Below are 15,712 nucleotides of genomic sequence, written 5' to 3' on the forward strand. Positions count from 1 at the left end.
TTAAATAATTCTGGAAAACTGTTGTCTTTTTGCAAGCTGTCTTGAATACACATCAAAGCATAAACAAATATTACGAATCAACAAACGACCTCTTGGTGAAACTAAGATGCTTTTTTCATTAATCTCAAGCAGACCATCTTTAGCCAATGGCTGTAAATAAGTTAAATCTTCAGCAAAATAGGTATTAAAATCAATACCGTAGGCTTGCTCCAAGCGGTCAAATTCGAGTTTAAAATTACAAATGAGTGCCTTGATAACATCACGACGAATGCAATCATCTTTAGTTAAGGCTAACCCTTTGCTTAACGCAATACCGGTTTCTTCTACATCAGCATAATATTGTTTTAACTCTTTTTGGTTTTGTGCATAAGTATCGCCAAGCAAACTGATCGCAGATACTCCCATACCTAATAAATCACACTCTTCTTGCGTTGTGTAGCCTTGGAAATTACGGTGCAATACGCCATTGGTTTGAGCAATCGCCAGTTCATCATCAGGTTTAGCAAAGTGATCCATCCCGATAAATTTATAGCCATTTTCGCCTAAGAACTGAATTGAATTTTGTAAAATCGTCAGTTTAGTTTCTGGTGGTGGCAACATATCATCTTTAATTTTGATCTGTGCTGCAAAACGGCTTGGCAGGTGAGCATAGTTAAACACGCTCATACGATCTGGATTTAGCTCCACCACACGTTTTAACGTGTACATAAAACTTTCCACATTCTGTTTTGGTAAACCGTAAATCAAATCTACATTAGTTGAAACAAAACCAAGCTCTTTCGCACGTTTCATTAAGGCAAAAATAAATGCTTCATCTTGCTCGCGATTGACAAGCTCTTGTACTTCTTTATCGAAATCTTGAATCCCCATACTGATACGATTAAAACCAATATGGCGAAGATGATCAAGCATATTCAGCTCAATTTCACGCGGATCCATTTCGATACTAATTTCCGCATCTGCTTGCACATCAAAATGCGTTCTAAGCAGATTCATTAAGCGAGCAGATTGCTTTTCATCTAAATAAGTTGGTGTACCGCCACCCCAGTGAATTTGGGTCACTTTACGATTTTTGAAAAGCGGTGCACGAGTTTTAATCTCTTTTTCAAGATAATCTAAATAGAGATCAACTTTATGACGATGACGGGTAATTACTTTATTACACGCACAGAAATAGCAAAGTTTATGGCAAAACGGAATGTGCACATAAAGCGAAAGCGGGCGTTCAGGATAACGCTCTGCTGCCGCTTTAAAATCTTCATTAGTGTAATTTTCGCTAAATTCCAATGCGGTCGGATATGACGTATAACGCGGACCAGATTGGTTATATTTTTGGATAAGGTTTAAATCCCAAATAATTTCTGACATTATCGTGCCTTTTTTAAAGTTTTAATTACTTCGATCAATTGACCACATTCTGCTTGGATTTGCTCAAAAAGCTCAGCTTCTTTTGCTTCACGTGCGAGGTCTTGACGCATACGCTCATTACGTTTCAACGCTTTGCGTTCCTCCAAAATTGCCATATCCTGCACTAGCTCATAAAGCTCCCACATGGCAGGATAATTCGACAATTTATGCCCCAACACATCCAACAGCGGTTTTAAACGTAACACACCTTCAGAAGGATTGCATTGCTCCGTTCTTACCGCATGAGCAATCACTTCCACGCTTTCAAAAATGCGTTCAAAACGTGCTTTTTGCTCTTTTTCGGCTTGCTTTCTTAACTCTCGCTCTAAAGCTTGCTGATTTTTCACTTTCGCCCACAAATAGACTGCATAGCCCACCATTGAAAGTAAAATCAACACCGCCAAAATAATGATAAAAAATCTAATCATATCAACGCTCAATTTACTGCTTACTATTTAAATTGATTAAGATTGATGGTTTCAAATTGACGCAATAAAGCATCACCGTCATCCATCTCTTCATCTTGAATACCTAAGATTGCCATCAATTCATCAATGCGATCTAAGCACTCATCCACAAATTTCTGATCTTCGGCAGAAAGTACTTTACCCGCATCAAGCTCATCTAATAATTGATGCAAGCATTCGTTATTTTCGAGCTGTTCTAATTCCAATTCTGGCGATAAAACTGGTTTGACCTCTTCAGGCAACACAGGTTTAATGAATTGACCTTTTTCTGGTTTATTAACAAATTCAACCATCAATGGAATTTTCTTCTTGCTACCAATACGTGGATCTTTAGCCTCTTTTACCACGGCTTTTTTCTGTTCAGCAGTATCAACATTACGCGAACCTGTTGGTAAGCCTTTATGTTTACGTTTTTTCTTTTCTTCACGTGCTTTTGCATCTAATTCATAGCGAGTAGGCTTACGGTTTTTACCACCGCTTAGTTTTGGTTGTTCTGGTCTTTTATCTGACTTACGAGTTGGCATAATGTCGGTAAGGCGACGTGTTTTTTTGGTACGGCTCATATAGCTATCATCTCTCTTCTTTATCTATATATAATAAACGAGTAAGTGGCTTATTTTACTAGGAAAGCAAGTAAGTGAACAGAAAAGATTTAGCTTCACCTCTTAAAGTTTACATTTTACAACTCATTAACATAAGATTTAATAATTCAAATGATTAAAAAATCTTATAACCTATATTGACAAACGAATTTTAATGCGATAACTTCAAAACTCGTTTTAAAACCGCCTGCTGAAAAGTAGGTTCACTCAAGAGGAACTTTATCGTGGAACCAATCGTATTAAATGGCTATCACACGCTAATTGCAGCAACTCTCGTCCTACTTTTAGGACGTTTGCTCGTAAAAAAAATCAAATTCTTGCAGGATTTTAATATCCCCGAAGCAGTTGCAGGTGGTTTAATCGCTGCTGCTATCATTTTCGCACTTTATCAGTGGTTCGGTTTGTCTTTCCAATTTGAGAAAAGTTTACAAAATGCCTTTATGCTTGTCTTCTTCTCATCTGTTGGCTTATCAGCAGACTTCTCCCGCTTAAAACAAGGTGGTTTCCCACTTGTGATTTTCCTGGCTATAGTAGGCGTGCTTATCCTTGTACAAGATGGTGTAGGTGTAGGTTTAGCTTCATTACTTGGCTTAGATCCAAAAATTGGCTTAATCACAGGTTCGATTACTTTAACTGGTGGTCATGGAACAGGAGCAGCTTGGGCTAAAGTATTTGCGGATAAATATGGCTTACAAGGCGTAATGGAAATGGCAATGGCATCTGCAACTTTCGGTTTAGTGGCAGGTGGTTTAATTGGTGGTCCTGTAGCTCGTCGTTTAGTAAATGGCTTAAGACGTGATAAAAAAGTGTCATCTAAACGCGTTGAAACCACTGATGATCAATACGATGGTGAAACTTTTGAAGAAAAAGATCATGTTCGTTTTATTACCGCCAGTTCAACCATTGAAACCATGGCATTATTCGCTGCGTGTTTAGCTTTCTCTTCTGTAATGGCGGCTCAATTTGCCGATTTAGGATTACCGCAATTCGTTTGGGCATTAGGTTTTGGTGTTATCTTACGTAATGTATTAACCAAAGTATTCAAATTCGATATGTTCGACCGTGCAATTGATGTATTTGGTAACGCTTCATTAAGTTTATTCTTAGCGATGGCATTAATGAGCATCAAATTATGGGAATTAGCAGGCTTAGCAGGTCCAATGTTAATCATCTTAGTCGTTCAAACTATCGTTATGATTTTATATGGCTACTTCATCACTTTCCGCATTATGGGTAAAGATTATGATGCTGCAATATTAACAGCTGGTCATTGTGGTTTCGGTCTAGGTGCAACACCAACAGCTGTTGCAAATATGCAATCTGTAACACAAACCTTTGGACCTTCGCATAAAGCTTTCTTAATCGTACCGCTTGTAGGGGCTTTCTTTGTTGATATTATCAACTTATTTGTGATTACTTGGTTTATTAATATGCTAAGTTAGTCTTAAAATTATTATTCTTAAAGCTAGGTTAAATCCTAGCTTTTTTATTGACTTGATTTTCTCATAAAGAAGTAGGTACATAAGTACAACAAAATTTATGTTACAATCACTTCATATAACAATTACATAACACTGTCTCATTTTGATTTACAATCCAAATGACAAAAAATCTACACCTTAACCTGTTGGTAATTTAGTCCAACTGTTGAAATGCAGATCATTTCTTTTATTTAAAAACAGAACGGTATTGAGGCTTACTTCTCTTTAGTTGGCTAATGAATACTAAAATAAAGAAAAAGCTCAGTACACCAAACGCAAAAATTAACCATTGAGGCATAACCCATCCTAACATTTCCCACTGATTTTCACTACAATTGACTGGACCTGGAGCAAAAAGCTGCGGAAGCCACTGGTCAAAAGGTAGTGTTTGAGGAAAGTCTGGTTTAAATTCACACTGATTCCATGGAGAAGGATTTAGCTGATAATCTGTATGTCGAATTGCAAGAAATAATCCTTTAATCGCACTATATCCCCAAAGAAGAATAGCTAAATAACGAACAATTCTAACCCTTGGAGCAATAAGGCCTATTATGCCTGCAAAAAATAGTCCAGAAATAGCTAAACGTTCATATACACACATCACACAAGGCTGTAATCCCATACCATATTGGAAGTAAAGCCCTGTCGATTCTAATATAAACGCCAGAAATGCTAATAGTAGCCAAGCAGATCGCTTAAGAGAAAGTTCTTTGAAGAATGTCAGCATAATTGCTCCTTAACAAATAGATTTTATCCATTGTAACAATTCTTACTTTAAAGAACAAAATAAAGCACAACTCTAATTTAATAATATTCATCATTTAATTCATCAAATGCTGAACCAGCATTAAATAAATTTTCTAAAAACTCAGAAACATCCTGTTTTCCACTTTTACCTAATCCAAAAACAGAAACATCACTCATTGTTGATGATCTCACTCTAACAATAGCCTGAGGAAATTCACCTTGCACTTCTTCTTGCACAATTTCCAATAAACGATTGAATTTATGCTCTTTCATTTTTGCAGAATTAAATAAACGAATATCAATGGTAGCTTGCATGGAACACCTCATTATCTGAATATAAAACAAGTAAATATATATACAGTATATATTAACTATTTTAACTGTCAATATATTCAGTGGTAGAAATAACGTTTCCCATCTTATTCCATTTAGCTATAAAAAAGAACAAAATATTTCTATTTTCCTCGTATGAGAAAAGCGTCTAATCACGCCAAATTTTCTGAAAAAGAATTGAAATGTTATTTCTTATTTTAGGGTTAATCAGATTTTCCATTTTTATTTCAATAACTTATCTACTAAACGACTCACCGCAAAAAAGCCAAAAGTGGCCGTAACCATAGTAACGGCACCAAAGCCATTGGCACAATTCATCGTAGCAGAAACTTCACAATCTTCGCCCATTTTAGGGAAAATTAGTGGCTGAGTAGAAAACACACAATCTACGCCAAATTTACGTTTCGGATTTTGGCTAAAGTTATATTCTTTTCTAAGCAAGGATCTTACTCTCGATGCCAACGGATCTTGAATGGTTTTACTTAAATCTGCAATCTGAATTTGGCTTGGATCTGTTTGTCCACCCGCTCCGCCTGTAGTAATCAACTTGATTTTATTGCGTTTACAATAAGCAATAAGTGCGGCTTTAGTTCTCACGCTATCAATTGCATCAAGCACATAATCGTAGCCTCGATTGAGGTATTCAGGAATATTCTCAGGCGAAATAAAATCATCAATAATTTCGACCACACACTCTGGGTTAATTCTCTCCACACGCTCTTTCATCGCTTCTGTTTTAAGCTGAGCTACCGTGCCCGTCATCGCATGAATTTGGCGATTGATGTTGGTTACGCAAATATCATCCATATCGATCATCGTGATTTTGCCAATCCCTGTGCGAGCCAATGCTTCAACCGCCCAAGAACCAACCCCTCCAATGCCAATCACACAAACGTGAGATTGACGCAATTTTGCCAAACCTTCTGGTGTATAAAGGCGACCAATACCTCCAAAACGTTGTTCATAATTATCAACTCTACTCATTTTTTATCCTTTTTCTTCAACATTCGTGATAGAAATCATTATATAATGCATTCAATAATTACCAAGGTTGCTTATATGTTAAAAATCAATGTAAAAAAAACGCTCGGGGCATTATCGCTTAACCTTAATACTGATATCCCTGCTAAAGGCGTTACCGCTATTTTCGGACGTTCGGGAGCAGGAAAATCAAGCCTTATTAATCTAGTCGCAGGCTTAATCACGCCACAATCGGGCAGCATTACCCTTAATGATAATGTGCTGTTCGATAGCAAACAAAAAATCAATCTCCCGCCAGAAAAACGTCACATTGGTTACGTATTCCAAGAGCACCGACTTTTCCCCCATTATACCGTGGAAAAGAACCTCAAGTATGGTTGCAAGCGGTTTAATTCAAGCTATTTTTTGCAAATTGTGGAATTACTCGGCATTCAGCACTTACTTGAGCGTTTCCCGCTCAGTTTGTCTGGCGGAGAAAAGCAACGAGTGGCAATTGGACGAGCATTATTAAGTAATCCAGAAATATTGTTGATGGATGAACCACTCTCTGCCCTTGATTTACCCAGAAAGCAAGAGTTGTTGAACTATCTTGATCAACTTTCCAGCCAGCTTGAGATCCCAATTTTATACGTGACTCATAGCATAGATGAGATTATCCGTCTTGCTGATCAGGTCATTTTGATTGAACAAGGGCACATTATGGCATTCGATCAGGTTAAAAGTATTTGGCAGCATTCCGCGTTTCAACAATGGTTACCTGAACAATACCATTTAAGTTTATTGGAATTACCGATTAAATTGCACCAAATCGATTACCAAATGGTAGAACTTTCACTAGGTACGCAATCTTTATGGGTAAGTGAATTGCCACGCTATCAACTAAACAATAGAGTGCGAATTACCATTAACAGTAGGGATGTATCAATTACATTGGAAAAACCACAAAACACCTCAATTCGCAATGTTTTGCAAGGTGAAATTTGCCAAATTCAACAGCAATCGCAGCAAGTAAATGTAGAGGTAAATGTCGAAAGACAAAAAATTTGGGCAAGCATCAGCCTTTGGGCGTTTAATGATTTACAATTAAGCGTAGGACAGAATATTTATCTGCAAATTAAGAGTGTTTCGTTGTAGCGACTGCCTTTATCATTTTGCAAAGTTCACGTAAAATATGACCGCTTGTTTATGAGGTTAATATGTCAGAAAAAATTGTTGTAGAAGTAGTTTATGCTTATCCTGAGCGTTATTTTTTGAAAAAACTCACATTAGAAAACCCTATTACGATCCAAAACGTAATTGTGCAATCTGGGGTTTTAGAAAAATATACAGAGATTGATTTGCGCCAAAATAAAGTTGGCATTTTCAGCCGTTCGGCAAAATTGACGGATATGGTAGAAAATGGTGATAGAATTGAAATTTACCGCCCGCTAGTTGCCGATCCAAAAGAGATTCGTCGTAAAAGAGCCACTGAGCAAGCTCAAGCTAAGAAATAACTCAAATTATAAACATCTTTATTCGTTTCTTGTGCAATAATTATGATAATACAGAAACAACATACACTTAAATAATCCTATCTCCAAATTGGAATTTTTAAAATGCCAAACAAACCTAAAATAACATTTATTATCCCAGTCTATAACTCCGCATTATATTTAGAAGAATGTTTAAACTCTCTTCTAAATCAGAGCATTCATAAAGAAATCATTATTATTGATGACGGTTCCTCTGATTCTAGCTTATCTATTATCTTAGAATATCAGCAAAAACATCCTGAAATATTACTCATAAAACAACCAAATCAAGGTGCAGCTACTGCTAAAAATAAGGGAATAGCTTTAGCAACAGGCGAATTTATTAGCTTTATTGATTCAGATGATTTTCTAATAGGAGATATATCTCCTGTTCTTCATTTTGGAGAGGCTAATAATTGTGAATTAATAAAATTTGGTTCAGTTTGGCAGAATTATGACATACATCAAAATCATAAATATAGCCAGATTCCTTACTTATTTTCTGGAACAAATGGTTCTAATGCAACTTTACTTACTGGGTATGAAGCATTGCTTGAAATAGAGCGAAGAAGATACTGGATACCTGGATGCTGTTGGACATTGATTAAAAGAGAGTATATTGAAAAACATAAAATCTGCTTTCAAGAAAATATTATTGCAGAAGATCAATTATTTTATCTCCAACTTTTAACTAAAAGTGCAAAATGCCAAATTATTGAGGTTCCTGCTATACATTATGTTTATAGAAGAGGACATGTTAATTCTATTTCTGATAGATTAGATAAAAAGTATATAGAAGAGCATTTTGATATGATCGAATTGATACTAGAATATATGCATACTTTGCCTGAGTATCTACATCGTTCTTTCTTATTTATTATTAGGAATTTATTATGGACTACTTTATCTATTATACAAAGATGGGATGCAATGCAAATAGAATCATTAGAATATTTATATTTAAATAAATGGCAAATTTTCATAAAAGAAAACTACTTTGATCTATTTGAGCATTTTGATAACTTATTTAGGAAATAATTTAATATGATAAAATCATACGTAATCAACTTAGAACGACATAAGGATAGATTAGAAAAATTTTATACACAAAATCAAACTCACTTTTTTGAAAGAGTAAATGCGATAGATAAAAATGTTCTCACAGCATTAGGTTATGAGAAATTTTATTTTAATACATCCGCTTTAGAAAATAAAATACATAGAAAAATTACTATAGGTGAAATAGCCTGCACCCTATCTCATATTTTATGCTGGAATAAAATTGCGAGTGATGATGAATTATCAGAAAAAGAGTATGCTCTCATCGCAGAGGATGATATTATTCTTTCAGAGAATTTTTGTGCAATAATAAAGAATCTAATTAATAAAATAGATGACCTAGGCATTGATTATAAATTAATTATTCTACACAAATTAGATCTTTATCACTTTAGCCATAAAATAAAAGAGGATGGGCAATATCATCTTATAAATGCCTGCACATCCGAAGATATAGATAACGATGGCTCAGCTCTATATTTACTAAGGAAAGATAAAGCAATCGAATTAGTTGAGTTTCTTAAAGAGAAGAAACCTTTCTGGCTTGCTGACCATTTTTCTACATTTTGTCCTGACAAAGTCGGTATTTTATTTCCTTTTATAGGATATATAAACGAAACCGTACCATCAGATTTAGAGATAGAAAGAACTATTGCTAGACAAAATGCGGGAATAGCGTAAAAAACGAAATAATGTAGTTATTGTAGGATAGAACAAATAAAACCTCACAACTCCTTGATTTTGTGAGGTTTTTCTGTATTTAATTATATATTATCTATTCTAAGCCTGTGTATACTTAGGCTCAGTAAACACTGTCACTTTTGGTACTTCACCAGTGAATTTCTCAACTTGAACGGTTGCAGTATTTGGTGAGTTACCTTGAGCAAGTTTAGACGTACCTTCGTCGCGGGTAAGGACATTTGGGCTGCCATTTTTACAAAGTGGATGCGCTGATTGACCTAAATCTTGCGGGTCATACCAAGCCCCTTCATGGATAGCCACTGTGCCTTTGATAATGCCATCAGTCACTATAGCGCCTGCTAACACTTGCCCGCGTTTGTTAAACACACGCACAATATCACCGCTTGCAATGTTGCGAGCTGCAGCATCTTCGGTATGAATTAACACTGGTTCACGATCATTTACTGCATAAAGTTTACGCAATGAACTATAAGCTAATTGGCTGTGTAAGCGGTATTTTGAGTGTGGTGTCACTAACGCTAACGGCTCTTCCGCAGTAGTTTTGCCTGAGAACTCTTCGTGTTCCATCCAAGTTGGGTGACCTTTACAGTCATCATAGTTCATTTTCGCAACCACGTCAGAGAAGATCTCAATTTTACCTGATGGTGTGCCTAATGGGTTGAGTAACGGATCGTTGCGGAACTCTTCATAACGCACCCATTTTTTCGCTTTTTCGCTAGCCTTGAAGGTGATTGGTTTATTATCTTGCCAGAATTGCTCGAATTTCGGCATTAATACACGGTTCTTACGTGCCGCATCAAAGGCAGTTTGGTAGAAACCTTTTAACCAATCCATTTCTGTTTTACCTTCAGTAAACTCTGCTTCTTTACCCGCACGTTTTGAAAGCTCAGCAAAAATATCGTAGTCATTTTTCGCTTCAAATTGTGGCTCAACCGCTTTTTTCATTGGGTAAATATTCATCATCGAATAGTCGCCTGACATCGTTAAATCATTACGCTCATAGCTGGTTGTCGCTGGTAACACAATATCTGCCATACGTGCAGTTGGCGTCCAATGACATTCGTTGATAATCACGGTGTCTGGTTTTTGCCACGCTTTCACCAAAGTGTTGGTATCTTGGTGGTGGGTAAATGGGTTACCGCCTGACCAGTAGATCACTTTAATATCAGGATAAGTAACTTTCGTGCCGTTGTAATCAATGGTTTTACCTGGATTGAGCAACGCATCAGAAATACGTGCAAGTGGGAACGAGTATTTAGAAGCTTCATCTAACCACGTTTTAGCACCTGCTGCCGCCGTAGGATTTGCGCTGATTGAACCTAAAGTACCGCCAGTTGCAGTTGGAACGCCACCATTAGCATAGTGATAACTTAAGCCAAAACCGCCACCAGGTAAGCCGATTTGACCAAGTATTGAAGCTAGTGTCACCAACATCCAATGGCTTTGTTCGCCATGACGTTGGCGTTGCATACCCCAACCGCCCATTAACATTGTGCGTTTGCTAGAGAAATCCGCAGCTAATTGTTTAATAGTTTCGGCTGGCACACCACAAATTTTACTTGCCCATTCGGCATCTTTTGGTTGTTTATCTTCCGTGCCGAGCAAGTAGCTTTCAAATTGCTCGAAGCCTTTGGTATATTTTTTGAGGAATTCTTTATCGTGTTTGTTTTCAGACACTAAAGTATAAGCAATACCAAGCATTAACGCCACGTCTGTTCCTGTGTTCACTGGCACCCAATCCGCACCTAAGAATTCACAGCTTTCACTTCTCACAGGGTCGATACAGATAATACGTTTACCTGTTTCTTTGAATTTTTTGAAGTATTCAATGCCTTGTTGGTCGGTTGAAGTCCAAGCAATGCGAAGTGTGTTGAGCGGGTTTGCAGACCAAAGCACGATAATATCGCTATTTTCAAGTAACACTTCCCAACTGGTTTGTTGTTCGTACACTTCGATTGTGCCAAGAACGTGTGGCATAATCACTTGTGCAGCGCCTGTTGAATAGTCGCCTTTCACATCCACAAATCCGCCTGTGATGGTTAAATAACGTTTAAGCAAAGTACGCGCTGCGTGCAATGCACCTGAACTATACCAACCGTAAGAACCACCAAAAATCGCACTCGGGCCGTGAGCTTCACGCACACGTTTCATCTCATTTGCAACAAGCTCAAAGGCTTTATCCCAAGAAACACGCACCCATTCATCGCGACCGCGTAAGGTGGTGTCTTTATTACCTTCTAAGTAGCCTTTACGCACCATTGGGTATTTCACACGGGTTTCGCCGTGAACTTGATCAGCCACCACAGATTGCAATTCGTTTACTATGTTTGGTTCAATCGCAGGGCCTGATTTCACCACTTTGCCATCTTGCACTACCACACCTAATGGTCCCCAGTGTGCCGCAGTCATCACGGTTTGCATTTCAGCGGCTTTAGCTTCGGTTGAAAGTAACGCACTGACGCTACCGCCAGCTAAAGATGTCCCAGCAAGACCAAGTGAGGTGGTTTTAATAAAACCACGACGGCTTGCGTTGATATTTTCTTGTTTTTTCATATAGGTTTCCCCTTTGAAAGTAAGTTAAATATGACACCTTTCTAAGCACGAGGGGATAGTTCATTTCTTCGCTATCCTGTGTTGCAAGCGGTAAAATTTTGCAAAAGTTTTGCAAAACAATCGCTTGGAACAGGCTGAGATGGCGTATTTTGATAACAAAACTTAGTCAAAACAGCTCGGTATCGGATTTGTTGATAAAAAATTAGTGTGCACCTCCAACCATATCTTTGGCATTGCGTTGTAGGTAAATAGTCACCGCACGCACATCATCAGCTGTCATTGAGGTTCTATCCTTCATCGAATTCACTACTCCGATCCATTGGTTTGCCGTGTAATGGTTTGCACCAATAGCTGCGTGGCAACCGCTACAATGGGTTTGGTTTAAATTATCGCCAAAGGCATTCAACGATTTTAAATCTGAAGTGACGGCGGTTTTTGGCATAGAAACTTCCACGCTGACCTCTTTCCAGTCGGAATTCGTCACTTTATCGTTTACCGTTTGATGAACAGTGAATTTATTTTTCGCTTCATCGCTGACTAATCCAACCATAATACGTTGACCCAATGCAGCATAAAGTACGCTTTCTGCCCCTGCTTGTTGCCAACCTTTTAACGTCGCTTTAATGTTGTCGCCATCGGCTTTCCAATCATTTAACTCAGCATAAGGTAATAGACGAATTTCTGCACCATCAGCGGTTTTCGCTGGTGCCATCACAAGGTTATAAAGGGTTTTATCGCCTTCGCTAAATTGCCCTGCGTGTTTGGTTAATTCACCCAGTGCAGCCGCATTGTCTACAGGCATTTCAGGCATAAAATGGGCGATACCTTTATGGCAATCAATACAAGTTTGGTTAGTTTCTTGTGCCAATTTATGCATTTTTTGAGCAGCTTCTTTTTGTTCAGAAACTACCATCACCTCGAAACTATGGCAGGAACGGCAAGTCGCAGAATCACTCTCTTTCATCTCTTGCCAAACTCGTTGTGCCATTTCTAGGCGGTGTTGCTCATAGGCTTCTTGATCGGGCAATTTGTTAGTAACAAAGGTGTGCCAGACATCTTTGAGTGCCACAAATTTCGCTTTCACATAGTCGATTCCTTCATGTGGAACGTGGCAATCGGCACATTCAGCTCGAATCCCTTTACGGTTTGAAAAATGTACCGTGCCTTCCCATTCTGCCTGCGGGTGACTCATCGAGTGACAACTTACACAAAATTCAGGGCTGCTGGTTGCTTTCATAATTGATTGCACACCAAATAATGCAGCAGCACCAATCACAACACAAATCAGACCGCTTGCTAGAGAGAGTTTTAACTTAGGCATAAATTCCCCACAAAAATAAAAGATAAAAGTTTTATAGGAATTTTATGCCTGCAAAAAAAGAAGCTCAATAAGTAAAAATACGTATTAAGAGGTATATCGAAAGGAAATTTGATTTAACTCAAAAGAGGTAACGTTATTTCACTACAAACCAAGGTGGTAATTTAAAAAAGGTATTGGCAAACAGCTCTGGGGCAATAATTTTGCTGTACCCTTGCTGAATTTGATAAATCAGATGCGGTAAGGGATTATTTGGATTACTATAATCATCGACGGATTCAACTAAAATTAAAAGGACTGAGTCCGGTACAATATCGTCGTCAGTCCTTATGTGAATAGTCCAGATTTTGGGGACAGATCAGGCGTTTATTTATTCGAACCTTCTGGATGCAGACCAATTCCCTGATGGCGTTCTTGCAATTTTGCAATCACATCAGCCCATGTCAGTCCTTGATGGTGCAATAACACGGTTAAGTGATAAACCAAATCCGCCGCTTCACTGAGGGTTTCCGGTTTATCTTGCGAGACGGCAGCTAGCGCCGTTTCTACCGCTTCTTCCCCCACTTTTTGGGCGATTTTCTTAATGCCTTTGCTGTGCAGTGTTGCAGTGTAAGAACTAGCCGGATCGGCGTTTTTCTTTTCTGCTAAATGTTGCTCCAGTTGGGCGAACCATGTCCAATGGCTGGTGACTTGTTGGGTAAATCGATGAAAGCAGCTGTCTTCTCCGGTATGACAGGTTGCGCCGATAGGATTGGCTAAAATTAACAAGGTGTCATTGTCGCAGTCCAAGCTCATATCCACGATATTTAAAAAATTCCCCGAGGTTTCCCCCTTGGTCCAGAGGCGTTGCTTGGTACGGGAATAGAAGGTCACCTTGCCTTCATTGATGGTTTTGGCTAAGGCCTCAGAATTCATATATCCCAACATCAACACCTGACCGGTTTGTGCATGTTGGACAATGACAGGCAGTAAACCATCAACTTTTTGCCAGTTGATAAGGCTAGTATTAAGCATCATTTTCCTTACTCTCTGATTTCAATATTGTGTTGACGCAAATAGCGTTTGAGTTCCCCAATCTGAATAATCTGCTTGTGGAACACGCTTGCGGCTAATGCGCCGTCTACATTGGTTTCGATAAAGGCATCGCGAAAATGCACCATTTCGCCTGCACCGCCCGAGGCAATAAGCGGTACGCGGCATACTTGGCGCACCATTTTAAGCTGTGTGAGATCATAGCCTTGGCGTACGCCATCTTGGTTCATCATATTGAGCACGATTTCACCCGCACCACGGCTTTGTACTTCTTGCACCCAATCAAGTAACTGCCAATGGGTTTGGCGGGTACGGCTTTCATCACCAGTATATTGGTTGACCCAATATTTACCGGTTGATTGCTCAAACCAGCTATCGATGCCAACAACGATCGCCTGCACGCCAAAGCGTTCGGAAAGTTGGTTAATCAAATCGGGATTAGCTAACGCAGGAGAGTTGATCGAGATTTTATCCGCGCCAAAAGCAAATAATTGCTCGGCATCAGCGACAGTTTTAATCCCGCCGGCTACGCAGAAAGGAATATCAATGACTTGCGCCACGCGTTGCACCCAGCTTTTATCCACCGTGCGGCCATCCGATGAAGCGGTAATGTCGTAAAACACTAACTCATCAGCACCTTCGGCAGCATAGCATTGTGCCAACGGCACAATATCGCCAATAATTTCGTGATTGCGGAATTGCACGCCTTTAACGACTTGCCCATCACGTACGTCCAAACAAGGGATTATCCGTTTTGCCAACATTCGATTGCCTCCGCTACATTAAATTTGCCTTCCAACAAGGCGCGTCCAACAATAACACCTGCTACGCCGGTATTTTTAAGCGCCTCAATATCTGCCAGGCTACCAATGCCGCCCGATGATTGAAATTGAATATCGGGATATTGCGCGCAGATTTCACGATATAAATCAACGTTTGAACCTGCCAAGGTGCCATCACGCGAAATGTCGGTGCATAACACATGGCGTAAGCCGACACTTTGATAGTCTTCGATTACCTCTTCCAACAACACTCCGCTAGCTTCTTGCCAGCCGCTGATTGCCACAATTTTTTGACCGCTTGCATTGATGTTGATGTCCAATGCCAACACGAATTTCTCTGCGCCATATTGAGTAAACCATTGTTTTACGGTGGCGCGTTCTTTAATCGCTGTTGAACCGATCACCACGCGGTTTGCGCCTGCCGCCAATAAATCGACAACATCTTGTTCGCGACGAATCCCGCCACCGACTTGCACAGGGCAGGGCGTTGCAGCAATGATTTGGCGAATTAACGCGGTTTGGCGGGCCTGTGGATTTTTCGCTCCGGTTAAATCTACTAGGTGTAATTGCTGTGCCCCTTGGCGAACGTAATCGGCAAATTGTGCGATAGGATCGTCGCAATAAGTAGTTTGTTTGGCGTAGTCGCCTTGATGTAACCGCACAACTTGACCATCAATTAAGTCAAGGGCGGGAATGATTTGTGATGTTTGCATAGGTTTTCCTGTGTAATGTAATCA

At 39.1% G+C, this 15,712-nt stretch carries 16 protein-coding genes, 1 pseudogene and 1 riboswitch; of the genes and pseudogenes, 6 read left to right on the forward strand and 11 right to left on the reverse strand.

Annotation, left to right across the window (positions count from 1 at the left end; translation table 11 throughout):
• Genes hemN through yihI form a run of 3 tightly spaced genes read right to left on the reverse strand, consistent with a single transcriptional unit; the run spans position 1 to position 2,437 of the window.
• Complete coding sequence (gene hemN, locus B0185_RS03105) at positions 1–1,368, reverse strand: oxygen-independent coproporphyrinogen III oxidase (RefSeq protein WP_005705298.1); 1,368 nt, start codon at positions 1,366–1,368, stop codon at positions 1–3.
• The gene (locus B0185_RS03110; RefSeq protein ID WP_039862906.1) at positions 1,368–1,835 is read right to left on the reverse strand and encodes a DUF2489 domain-containing protein; all 468 of its coding nucleotides are present in this window, start codon (positions 1,833–1,835) and stop codon (positions 1,368–1,370) included. Before B0185_RS03110 ends, hemN begins: the two co-directional genes overlap by 1 nt.
• Positions 1,836–1,858: 23 nt before the next feature.
• Positions 1,859–2,437: a Der GTPase-activating protein YihI gene (gene yihI, locus B0185_RS03115; RefSeq protein ID WP_005705343.1), complete on the reverse strand. Its 579-nt coding sequence runs from the start codon at positions 2,435–2,437 to the stop codon at positions 1,859–1,861.
• Positions 2,438–2,700: 263 nt separating this feature from the next.
• Between yihI and gltS the strand changes: the two genes are divergently transcribed.
• Positions 2,701–3,918, forward strand: coding sequence for a sodium/glutamate symporter (gene gltS, locus B0185_RS03120; protein WP_005705279.1), 1,218 nt, complete (start codon positions 2,701–2,703; stop codon positions 3,916–3,918).
• Positions 3,919–4,144: 226 nt separating this feature from the next.
• Here the strand turns inward: gltS and dsbB are convergent, their stop codons facing one another.
• The 3 genes from dsbB to tcdA all read right to left on the reverse strand — a co-directional run bounded on the left by dsbB (position 4,145) and on the right by tcdA (position 6,021).
• Positions 4,145–4,684 (reverse strand): disulfide bond formation protein DsbB, encoded by a 540-nt coding sequence (dsbB, locus tag B0185_RS03125; RefSeq protein WP_005705278.1) that lies wholly within the window; start codon positions 4,682–4,684, stop codon positions 4,145–4,147.
• Between the two features lie 77 nt (positions 4,685–4,761).
• Complete coding sequence (locus B0185_RS03130) at positions 4,762–5,019, reverse strand: DinI-like family protein (protein ID WP_005705326.1); 258 nt, start codon at positions 5,017–5,019, stop codon at positions 4,762–4,764.
• Positions 5,020–5,259: 240 nt separating this feature from the next.
• Entirely contained in the window at positions 5,260–6,021 is a 762-nt protein-coding gene (gene tcdA / locus B0185_RS03135) for a tRNA cyclic N6-threonylcarbamoyladenosine(37) synthase TcdA (RefSeq protein ID WP_005705253.1), read from the reverse strand.
• A 75-nt stretch (positions 6,022–6,096) separates the two neighbouring features.
• On the opposite strand from tcdA, the gene modC reads away from it, so the two are divergent.
• From modC to B0185_RS03155, 4 genes are all read left to right on the forward strand, one after another.
• On the forward strand, positions 6,097–7,152 hold the full coding sequence (gene modC, locus B0185_RS03140; protein WP_005705293.1) for a molybdenum ABC transporter ATP-binding protein ModC: 1,056 nt from the start codon (positions 6,097–6,099) through the stop codon (positions 7,150–7,152).
• A 62-nt stretch (positions 7,153–7,214) separates the two neighbouring features.
• Entirely contained in the window at positions 7,215–7,511 is a 297-nt protein-coding gene (locus B0185_RS03145) for an RnfH family protein (RefSeq protein ID WP_005705322.1), read from the forward strand.
• A 102-nt stretch (positions 7,512–7,613) separates the two neighbouring features.
• Positions 7,614–8,567: a glycosyltransferase gene (locus tag B0185_RS03150; RefSeq protein ID WP_005705341.1), complete on the forward strand. Its 954-nt coding sequence runs from the start codon at positions 7,614–7,616 to the stop codon at positions 8,565–8,567.
• A gap of 6 nt (positions 8,568–8,573) precedes the next feature.
• Positions 8,574–9,269 carry a glycosyltransferase family 25 protein gene (locus B0185_RS03155; protein WP_005705312.1) on the forward strand — a complete coding sequence of 232 codons (696 nt, stop codon included), beginning with the start codon at positions 8,574–8,576 and terminating at the stop codon, positions 9,267–9,269.
• A gap of 99 nt (positions 9,270–9,368) precedes the next feature.
• Here B0185_RS03155 and torA read toward each other — a convergent pair whose 3' ends face one another.
• Both torA and B0185_RS03165 read right to left on the reverse strand, forming a co-directional pair.
• Entirely contained in the window at positions 9,369–11,843 is a 2,475-nt protein-coding gene (gene torA, locus B0185_RS03160) for a trimethylamine-N-oxide reductase TorA (RefSeq protein WP_005705317.1), read from the reverse strand.
• An 18-nt stretch (positions 11,844–11,861) separates the two neighbouring features.
• A riboswitch (molybdenum cofactor riboswitch) is annotated at positions 11,862–12,037 on the reverse strand.
• An 8-nt stretch (positions 12,038–12,045) separates the two neighbouring features.
• The gene (locus tag B0185_RS03165) at positions 12,046–13,164 is read right to left on the reverse strand and encodes a NapC/NirT family cytochrome c (protein ID WP_005705335.1); all 1,119 of its coding nucleotides are present in this window, start codon (positions 13,162–13,164) and stop codon (positions 12,046–12,048) included.
• 234 nt (positions 13,165–13,398) lie between these two features.
• Between B0185_RS03165 and B0185_RS03170 the strand changes: the two are divergent.
• Positions 13,399–13,500 (forward strand): annotated as a pseudogene (locus B0185_RS03170) (IS3 family transposase); the annotation flags it as partial.
• A gap of 27 nt (positions 13,501–13,527) precedes the next feature.
• Here B0185_RS03170 and hisIE read toward each other — a convergent pair.
• Genes hisIE through hisA form a run of 3 tightly spaced genes read right to left on the reverse strand, consistent with a single transcriptional unit; the run spans position 13,528 to position 15,688 of the window.
• A complete protein-coding gene (gene hisIE, locus B0185_RS03175) occupies positions 13,528–14,175 on the reverse strand; it encodes a bifunctional phosphoribosyl-AMP cyclohydrolase/phosphoribosyl-ATP diphosphatase HisIE (RefSeq protein WP_005705283.1) in 648 nt (215 codons plus the stop codon).
• An 8-nt stretch (positions 14,176–14,183) separates the two neighbouring features.
• Positions 14,184–14,957 (reverse strand): imidazole glycerol phosphate synthase subunit HisF, encoded by a 774-nt coding sequence (gene hisF, locus B0185_RS03180; protein WP_005705346.1) that lies wholly within the window; start codon positions 14,955–14,957, stop codon positions 14,184–14,186.
• On the reverse strand, positions 14,939–15,688 hold the full coding sequence (gene hisA / locus B0185_RS03185) for a 1-(5-phosphoribosyl)-5-[(5-phosphoribosylamino)methylideneamino]imidazole-4-carboxamide isomerase (protein WP_003781802.1): 750 nt from the start codon (positions 15,686–15,688) through the stop codon (positions 14,939–14,941). The genes hisF and hisA overlap by 19 nt, the downstream gene beginning before the upstream one ends.
• Positions 15,689–15,712 lie beyond the last annotated feature (24 nt).

It is taken from the genome of Haemophilus parahaemolyticus, assembly GCF_002015035.1.
Lineage (GTDB): Bacteria > Pseudomonadota > Gammaproteobacteria > Enterobacterales > Pasteurellaceae > Haemophilus_A > Haemophilus_A parahaemolyticus.

What these genes read in the sequence shown, in the direction of transcription:
- hemN (WP_005705298.1), bottom strand. Translation starts at nt 1,368, where the DNA reads ATGTCAGAAATTATTTGGGATTTAAACCTTATCCAAAAATATAACCAA.
- B0185_RS03110 (WP_039862906.1), bottom strand. Translation starts at nt 1,835, where the DNA reads ATGATTAGATTTTTTATCATTATTTTGGCGGTGTTGATTTTACTTTCA.
- yihI (WP_005705343.1), bottom strand. Translation starts at nt 2,437, where the DNA reads ATGAGCCGTACCAAAAAAACACGTCGCCTTACCGACATTATGCCAACT.
- dsbB (WP_005705278.1), bottom strand. Translation starts at nt 4,684, where the DNA reads ATGCTGACATTCTTCAAAGAACTTTCTCTTAAGCGATCTGCTTGGCTA.
- B0185_RS03130 (WP_005705326.1), bottom strand. Translation starts at nt 5,019, where the DNA reads ATGCAAGCTACCATTGATATTCGTTTATTTAATTCTGCAAAAATGAAA.
- tcdA (WP_005705253.1), bottom strand. Translation starts at nt 6,021, where the DNA reads ATGAGTAGAGTTGATAATTATGAACAACGTTTTGGAGGTATTGGTCGC.
- modC (WP_005705293.1), top strand. Translation starts at nt 6,097, where the DNA reads ATGTTAAAAATCAATGTAAAAAAAACGCTCGGGGCATTATCGCTTAAC.
- B0185_RS03145 (WP_005705322.1), top strand. Translation starts at nt 7,215, where the DNA reads ATGTCAGAAAAAATTGTTGTAGAAGTAGTTTATGCTTATCCTGAGCGT.
- B0185_RS03150 (WP_005705341.1), top strand. Translation starts at nt 7,614, where the DNA reads ATGCCAAACAAACCTAAAATAACATTTATTATCCCAGTCTATAACTCC.
- B0185_RS03155 (WP_005705312.1), top strand. Translation starts at nt 8,574, where the DNA reads ATGATAAAATCATACGTAATCAACTTAGAACGACATAAGGATAGATTA.
- torA (WP_005705317.1), bottom strand. Translation starts at nt 11,843, where the DNA reads ATGAAAAAACAAGAAAATATCAACGCAAGCCGTCGTGGTTTTATTAAA.
- B0185_RS03165 (WP_005705335.1), bottom strand. Translation starts at nt 13,164, where the DNA reads ATGCCTAAGTTAAAACTCTCTCTAGCAAGCGGTCTGATTTGTGTTGTG.
- hisIE (WP_005705283.1), bottom strand. Translation starts at nt 14,175, where the DNA reads ATGCTTAATACTAGCCTTATCAACTGGCAAAAAGTTGATGGTTTACTG.
- hisF (WP_005705346.1), bottom strand. Translation starts at nt 14,957, where the DNA reads ATGTTGGCAAAACGGATAATCCCTTGTTTGGACGTACGTGATGGGCAA.
- hisA (WP_003781802.1), bottom strand. Translation starts at nt 15,688, where the DNA reads ATGCAAACATCACAAATCATTCCCGCCCTTGACTTAATTGATGGTCAA.